10 protein-coding genes are annotated in these 7,364 nt (G+C 41.2%); 8 read left to right on the top strand and 2 right to left on the bottom strand.

All coding sequences use genetic code 11. The features are described from left to right. The first annotated feature begins 147 nt into the window (after positions 1-147). A complete protein-coding gene (locus EPX21_RS16000) occupies positions 148-648 on the top strand; it encodes a hypothetical protein (RefSeq protein ID WP_134090696.1) in 501 nt (166 codons plus the stop codon). On the opposite strand, the gene EPX21_RS15995 is transcribed toward EPX21_RS16000, so the two are convergent. Further along, the gene (locus tag EPX21_RS15995; RefSeq protein ID WP_134090695.1) at positions 620-1,255 is read right to left on the bottom strand and encodes a hypothetical protein; all 636 of its coding nucleotides are present in this window, start codon (positions 1,253-1,255) and stop codon (positions 620-622) included. The two genes, EPX21_RS16000 and EPX21_RS15995, sit on opposite strands and share 29 nt — an antisense overlap. Positions 1,256-1,399: 144 nt before the next feature. Here EPX21_RS15995 and EPX21_RS15990 point away from each other — a divergent pair, with 144 nt between their 5' ends. From EPX21_RS15990 to EPX21_RS15980, 3 genes are all read left to right on the top strand, one after another. Beyond that, on the top strand, positions 1,400-2,032 hold the full coding sequence (locus EPX21_RS15990; RefSeq protein ID WP_134090694.1) for an ATP-binding cassette domain-containing protein: 633 nt from the start codon (positions 1,400-1,402) through the stop codon (positions 2,030-2,032). A gap of 16 nt (positions 2,033-2,048) precedes the next feature. Then, positions 2,049-3,167: a hypothetical protein gene (locus EPX21_RS15985; protein WP_134090693.1), complete on the top strand. Its 1,119-nt coding sequence runs from the start codon at positions 2,049-2,051 to the stop codon at positions 3,165-3,167. 119 nt (positions 3,168-3,286) lie between these two features. Further along, entirely contained in the window at positions 3,287-4,069 is a 783-nt protein-coding gene (locus tag EPX21_RS15980) for a response regulator (RefSeq protein WP_134090692.1), read from the top strand. A 190-nt stretch (positions 4,070-4,259) separates the two neighbouring features. On the opposite strand, the gene EPX21_RS15975 is transcribed toward EPX21_RS15980, so the two are convergent. Then, positions 4,260-4,688 carry a soluble adenylyl cyclase-like protein gene (locus tag EPX21_RS15975; protein WP_134090691.1) on the bottom strand — a complete coding sequence of 143 codons (429 nt, stop codon included), beginning with the start codon at positions 4,686-4,688 and terminating at the stop codon, positions 4,260-4,262. Positions 4,689-5,095: 407 nt separating this feature from the next. Here EPX21_RS15975 and EPX21_RS15970 point away from each other — a divergent pair, with 407 nt between their 5' ends. The 4 genes from EPX21_RS15970 (at position 5,096) to EPX21_RS15955 (ending at position 7,342) form a co-directional block, all read left to right on the top strand. Continuing rightward, positions 5,096-5,926, top strand: a complete 831-nt coding sequence (locus tag EPX21_RS15970; RefSeq protein WP_134090690.1) for an alpha/beta hydrolase — start codon at positions 5,096-5,098, stop codon at positions 5,924-5,926. A gap of 200 nt (positions 5,927-6,126) precedes the next feature. Beyond that, complete coding sequence (locus EPX21_RS15965; protein ID WP_134090689.1) at positions 6,127-6,702, top strand: RNA polymerase sigma factor; 576 nt, start codon at positions 6,127-6,129, stop codon at positions 6,700-6,702. 33 nt (positions 6,703-6,735) lie between these two features. Next, positions 6,736-7,092, top strand: coding sequence for a hypothetical protein (locus tag EPX21_RS15960; protein ID WP_134090688.1), 357 nt, complete (start codon positions 6,736-6,738; stop codon positions 7,090-7,092). A gap of 25 nt (positions 7,093-7,117) precedes the next feature. Further along, complete coding sequence (locus EPX21_RS15955; protein ID WP_134090687.1) at positions 7,118-7,342, top strand: hypothetical protein; 225 nt, start codon at positions 7,118-7,120, stop codon at positions 7,340-7,342. Positions 7,343-7,364: the final 22 nt, after the last annotated feature.

Genomic DNA, 7,364 nt, shown 5'->3' with positions numbered 1-7,364 from the left:
TGTCTTGATCCAAGAGAAAGAAATTTAACCGGCTCCGAAAAAAAGTAGCCCAAAAACTTGTAATTAATTAGAGTATATGAAGAGGTCGAAACGCTATACCAATGGGTGCATCAACAAGGGGGAGCTCTTTTCCTCATCACCGACCACATGCCCTCCGCAGGTTCGGTCAGTAATCTTGCTGCACGCTTCGGGTTTAACTTGATCAACGGATCTGCGCAGCGAAAAGATGGCCAGCCGGAGATATTTTCCCGTGCGCGAGGCAACCTCACGGCCAATCCGATCACCGATGTCAAAGGTTTCGAGATAGACAGTATCCGATGTTGGGGAGGAGCTGGCTTTTTTCCACCGCCGGAGGCCGTCATTGTTTCGGCGTTAGGTGACGACTATGAGGTATTCCTCCCGTCGAAGGTGTCCGATGTATATCATCCGATCGCTGCCTCTGTTCCGAAAATCGTGGGCACGGGTTTAGCCAATGGCGCTATTCTGCAATGCGGACGCGGAAGAGTATTTCTGTTCGCCGATGGGGCACCATTTACCGCCCAACTGGAGGGAATCAAAAGCAACAAACGCGGCATGAACCATCCGGATGCAAGTCAAAATGCCCGATTTCTTTTAAATATCATCCATTGGTTGGATAAATCATATTGAGGGCCATGGGAAAATGGCGTAGGGGATGGCCGTAGCCCGGAGTTCGGCGGAAAGAGCGACACAGCCAATCCCGAGGAAGGGATAAAGCATGCAAAACGATAGCAATCAAGTGGGAATTCACAATAGATACCACAGTCTTTATTATGAAGCCACTTGAGTTTGGCATAAACCCGTATGGATTTACTATAAAGACAAGCAAGTTTGCCATAACGTCACTTGGGTTTGTCATAAACCCATACGGGTTTACTATAAAGTCAATCGAGTTTATTATGAAGTCACTTGGGTTTGTCATAAACCCATACGGGTTTACTATAAAGTCAATCGAGTTTATTATGAAGTCACTTGGGTTTGGCATCAATCCATACGGGTTCATTATAAAGTCAACTAAGTTTATCATGAAGTCAATTGGATTTGTCATAAACCCATACGGGTTTACTATAAAATCAACCAAATTTATCATGAGGTCAATCGAGTTTATCATGAAGTCAACTGGATTTGTCATAAACCCATACGGGTTGATTATAAAGCCAATCAAGTTTATCATGAAGTCAATTGGATTTGTCATAAACCCATACGGGTTTGCTCTAAAGTCAATCAAGTTTATCATGAAAGCACTCGGGTTTAGCGTAGACTTATACGGATTTAAGACAATTCTTTCTGCATCAGAAAGCGTAATATACGTTGTATAACAAGGCTTTTCTATGCTGTAACAAGTTACCTTTAAGTACGTCTCAATAAAAAGTTAAATAATATGCTTTTAATTAGGCGGTTAAGCAAGCGTTACGCTTCAAGAGATATTTTAAATATCGTTGAGCAGCGCTTTGATAAAGGGTTAAGCTGTATTAAAGGAAGAAATGGGGCTGGCAAAAGTACATTGCTTAAAGTGCTTGCCGGATTGATCGATTTTCGTGGCGAGGTCATTTTAGCGGACAGTATCTTTTTAAAAAAGCATCCGCTTCCGTATCGCAGATTTGTGAATTTTGCAGAGGCAGAGCCTATCTATCCGTCTTTTCTCAGCGGTGTAGACTTAATTGATCTTTTTATAAGAGCAAAAAAGGGATCGGTGGAAGAGACGAATCGTTTCATCGATAAGTTTGGAATGCAAGATTACCTACAAAACAATGTATCAACGTATTCTGCAGGTATGCTGAAAAAGTTGTCCATCTTATTAGCTTTCATCGGGCACCCGAAAGTGATTTTGTTGGACGAGCCGTTTATTACTTTAGACGAAGCTGCAGTGAAGCAATTATCTTTTTTTATAAATGATTACATAGTAGGGAAGCAAGCGAGTTTTGTTGTAACCTCGCATCAAAGCGTACCCGATGATATCCCTGTTCATCATAGGTTTTTGTTAGAGAACTGCCAGCTTTTTAAGTTATCCTAAAAGGACATAGAGCAAAATGGGGAAATATCTAACTAAGTGTTTCGGTAGAGTGTTTTACAAGCAGCATATTGGCTTTTTAATTGCCTCTTACGTTTTATTGTTAGGCTATGGTCTTTTTATTAAAACAGCGGGGCATATTCCGGCGGGGCAAGAGCGAACAATCTACCTAGTTCTCTTATTGAACTTTGTGCATTCGCCTGTGATCACACTGCTGGCTTTCGTGCTGTGGTTTATCTATACTATTCGAACTTGGTTTTTCGTTATAAAAGTAAGTCAGATGCCTGAATATCTCTTTTGGCATTATAGTGCGACCGCCCTTCCTTATCATTCACAAATCATGGCGTGGTGGTGGTTTCAGTTGTATCTTTCGCTACCAATGATTTTTTATTCGGTGCTTGCTATGGTTTGTGGTATCGTGATTGGTGAGGTGAATCTACCGTTTTTAGCTGTAGCCTACTTGCTTTTATTAACTTTGATCAGCGGTATAGTTTATGTGTACTGGTTTAATTCCCGTGCGCTCAAGAAAACAAACTGGCTTCATTTAACAGCAATAGTTCGGCGATTTCCTAAATCTAGTTTTAGCATTTTCTTTTTTGAGCTAATCACCAACCGCAAATTAGCGTTGGTACTGACAAAAGCCATATCTTGTGCGTTGGTGATAGGTGCTGTTTCTTTTTTTGAGGATGTGGATGAGCCCCTACGTTTTCTCGCTATTCTGTGTGTTGGCCTAGCTTTAATTCATGTTGTACTCGTCTACCTCATACAAGACTTTTTTGCAAGAAAAATGTATTTCTTACATCAATTGCCATATCATAGAGGGGTGCTGTACATAAACGAGATTATTAGGTGGTTTTTGTTGTTATTGCCCGAGTTTTTTTTGGCGTCTTTATTTTTTCCATTGCCGTTGTTGCCTTTATTTGTGCATATTTGCATGGCGGGTATTTTAGTGCTAAGATCGTTATGCTGTTTTGAGCATATTAATATGTTGCGATTTCTAAAATGGAGTTTTAGCTGGTTCTGCATGGCGGTGTTGTTTGCCTTATTTGATCTGTCGGTGCTCTTTAGTTTGCTCAATTTAGTCGTTGCTTTTATCGTCTTCTATAGCAGGTACTATAGGCGGGATGCACTGGCTTAAGGGGCTGCTAGTAAAGGGCATGGCCCGTAATAATCCGCTCGGGTTTTAGACCGACGTAAATGAAGTTCGTTGAGCGTAAAACAAATGCAATTATTCGATATCGATGACGTTATAAGGTTATGAAAATTGACAAGACTGAAGATCTTAAAATCTTATTTGCCGAAGATAATGAAGTTAATAGATTTTATCTTCGATCACTCATCGAGCAGCATTTTGAAGGCGTTTCCATTTTGGAGGCTCAAAATGGAAAGGAGGCCGTTGATATGTACGAATTATATCGGCCAAATTTGGTGTTGCTCGATTTAAATATGCCCGTTATGAAGGGCGATGAGGCGGCGGCAAAGATTAGAGCCTTAGCCGACATGAAAGATGACAAAGTCAAAATTATCGCGCTGACAGGCGCATCTCCGGAGTTCCAGAGTCTGTCGTACAGTAATGGTATTATGGATGATTATATTGTAAAACCGTTTAAGGCGGAAGTGCTGTTGGACCTAATAGCACCAATGCTGCGCGGAAGAGAAAGTATAGAAAGCCCTGCTATTGAAACGAGAGCTGTCGTTTCGCCAAACAAGTATCATTTTGATTATGAAGAGCTGAGAAGCTCCTTAGCTAATGATGAGCCCTTGATTAAAGAAGTGTTGGGGTATGTCGCTGATCATTTGGATACTTTTATGCCTCGATTCAACACCTTAGTGCTCGAGCAAAATCAGCATGAAATTCAGAAATTAGCGCATGAACTCAGAGGAACCGCCCTAAACGCGCGGCTGTCTTTGCTAGCTGAATACATTTTGCCTATAGAAAATGGCAGCAATTTTGACAAAGACTTTCTTCACGAACAGCTACAACAGGTGAGCGAAGAGATAAATTACGTAAAACCACTGCTCGCGAGGATGCTGGATTAGATCAGAAAAGTCTGCCGCCCGCCGTTACGAATCCTTTCAAGACTGCTCATGGCGGCTGATATCGCCACATACTACGGGCGTAGGTATAGCGAAATCTTTCATTTGTAAATAGTTAATTGACAAATCTATAGATTTCGCTAAGCTACATCTATGCGGTGGTCAGTAGACTTTTGTAGGCGACTTCTTTTAACTAAGCACTTACAAAGCTATACTCAAACCTTCTTCCGATTTTTCTGCCTTCAATAAATCCGTTTTTAAGCAGGTACGAAAGTCTGACCGCTACAACCTTTTCTAACTTATACGGATCTAAATCCGGTTGGGCTTGTTGCAAGACGTCCAGAATATCTTCCTTAAAACCCTGCCCAACATTAGTTAGCGCATAACTGATTTTATTGTCAAGTTTGGAATGTGGATCGAATTCTTCAACTGGTTGAAGAACTTTGTTACTTGCTTTACTCTCAAAAGCGTAATTAGTTGATGGTGTAACGATGGCAGTAAGGTCGCTAACACTATTACCTGTAATGCCTTCAATTGTCTTATCAATGCTTTTTATTTCCTGAAGAAGCGTCTCTCGCATCTCTTTCAGGTAGTCGATTACCTGGTTTTCTTGAACTTTCATGCAATGTTGGTGATTGGTTTTTACAAACTTATATAATTTAAACAAACTATCCAATTGTGAAACTCAAAATGGTTTACTAATGTGATGAAATAGCAGGAGAATAGAGGTATATTCACTTAATCGACTTGTGATACCATATAGGAAGCGGGCACGGATGATTTAGTGCTGAGCCTTCAAAGGACTTAGCGGTGGCGTCTAAGGATCGCGTAATGGAATTCAAACAGGTCTTTTGACGCGGGTATGATTTCCTCCAGGGGCTGACTACGCACCTTCACCTTCGGCCATCGAAGTTTTCGCAATTTGAAGCAGGAAGCCGTCGTAAAAAAGCTGGAACACTTAGCTTTATCTCTAAGAAAATAATGTAAATTAGGCATTTTAAACCATTGATTCTTTTAACTGAATATCAAATGAAGCGTTATTTTTCTGTCTTATGCCTCTTGTTCCTGAAGCTATCTACGAATGCACAGACTGTTCAATACGAGCAGAAAGGCAATATATCTTATTATGAATCGGACGTGCAGTTGGATAGCTATATGAGGGATCGATGCAAGCTTGATATCTATTATCCAGTAAACAAAAAAGGCGTCGCAACCGTCATTTGGTTTCACGGTGGCGGATTGACGGGTGGAGAAAAGGAAGTTCCGGAAGCGTTGAAGGAACAAGGGATTGTGGTGGTTGGTGTAGGTTACCGGCTATCCCCAAAAGTCGAAGGTAAAGAGATCATTGAAGATGCAGCGGCCGCAACTGCATGGGTGTTTAAACATATTGAAGAGTTCGGAGGGAACGAAAACTTAATTTTTGTTTCGGGCCACTCTGCGGGTGGCTACCTCGGAATGATGTTAACCCTTAATAAAGCTTACTTAACTAAATACCATATAGATGCCAATCAAATTGCAGGATTAATACCTTTCAGTGGACAGACAATTACTCATTTTACCATAAGAAAGGAAAGGGGAATCGGCGAAGTGCAGGCAGTCGTTGATGAATATGCGCCTCTGTTTCATGTAAGAGCTGATGCGCCACCGCTTTTGCTGATAACAGGAGATAGGGAGCTAGAACTTTTGGGACGGTATGAAGAGAACGCATATATGGCCCGTATGATGAAGCTTGCAGGGCACAAGAGAACGTCTCTTATTGAACTGGGCGGGTATGGACACGATATGACCTTTCCGGCATTTCCCTTATTGATCCAGCAAATTAACAATAGAACAAAGGAGATTATAAATCATTCAAAATAGAAAATCGGATTGCCTGCGAGTTAATGTCAAACGCTTGCCGGTCGGTATTCATATGTCGCCGATATCGGTGGAGATAGTCTTTACGTGATTTAAGGCCTGTTTTGATAAGGCTGTCAGTAGCTTCAGACCCAGCGGTTATAAAATGAAAAAAAATTGAAATATTTTGATTTCCTGCTCGTCTATACACATAAGTAAGCGAGATGAATCAGGTATCAGTAGCAACAAACATGTCAGAAGATAAGCAGAGCAAAATCTTAACTACCATAGCTTCTTATGGAAAGGGCTTGCTGAGCTTTATTAGAAAACGTGTCAAAAGCGATGCGGATGCTGAAGATATTTTGCAAGATGTATGGTTTCAACTAACGGCAGTGATTAATTCCGAGCCGGTAGAACAAGTGGGAGGGTGGCTTTATCGGGTGGCGCGAAACCGTATTATCGATAAATATAGAAAGAAGACAGAAAGCTCTTATGATGATAGAACCGAAGAGGATGAGGAACGAGTGGCTTCTTTCAGTACCTTGCTTTTAAGCGTCAATGGTACTCCGGAGGAAACCTATCAAGATCGATTGATGTGGAAAACCCTATTCAGTTCATTGGACGAGTTGCCGGCGGCGCAGCGGGACGTGTTTATATGGCATGAGCTAGACCGCATTCCCTTTGCAGAAATTGCAGCACGCACCGGAGAACCTGTGGCTACATTGATTTCAAGGAAGCGGTACGCTATACTGCATTTAAGGAAACGGTTACTTGTTTTTTATAATGAACTGGGAAAGTAATTGGGTGAGTATAAAATGACAAAATATAAGGTGATGAAAAGATTATTCAGAAGTCGGTTTAGATTTATTGCCATACCGGCGTTAGCAGTTACGTTCGTTTTTTTGATCGGCTACATTATTATGCTGCTATGGAATTTTAGCATCGCAAACGTGTTCAGTGGTGTGCATAACATAAATCTCTGGCAGGCAATGGCTTTATTCGTTCTGTCCAAGATCCTTTTAGGTTTCGGAAAAGGGGGACGACACGGCGACGCACCTTGGAGTAAAAGGTCCATCCGTAATAAGTGTGAAAAAATGACTGAAGATGATCAGGAAAGAATGAGTGCCTTTATGCGTAAAAGATGGTGTGACTGGCGTGACTTGAGAGATGATAAATCGAGTGAAAATTAGTTCAACAAGAAGTAAGTAAGTTATTATGAGTCAGGTTTTAATTTTTAAAACGAGTGTGAATGCTCAAAAGCATGTGCAGCAAGTCGCTGCCCTGTTTAAATCGATTAAGCTAATCCAACGTTGGAGTTTTGATCTGGACGATTGTGACCGAGTTCTACGCGTGGAATCCTTAAATATTCGTCCGGAAATGATTGAAAATCTATTAAGAACCGAGGGTATTTATTGTGAACATATGGAATATGAGCTATAGGAGTCGTCAGCTTGCATGTTTT

This window comes from Olivibacter sp. XZL3, assembly GCF_004368405.1.
Taxonomy (GTDB): domain Bacteria; phylum Bacteroidota; class Bacteroidia; order Sphingobacteriales; family Sphingobacteriaceae; genus Olivibacter.
This window is presented reverse-complemented; position numbering and strand designations above follow the sequence as displayed.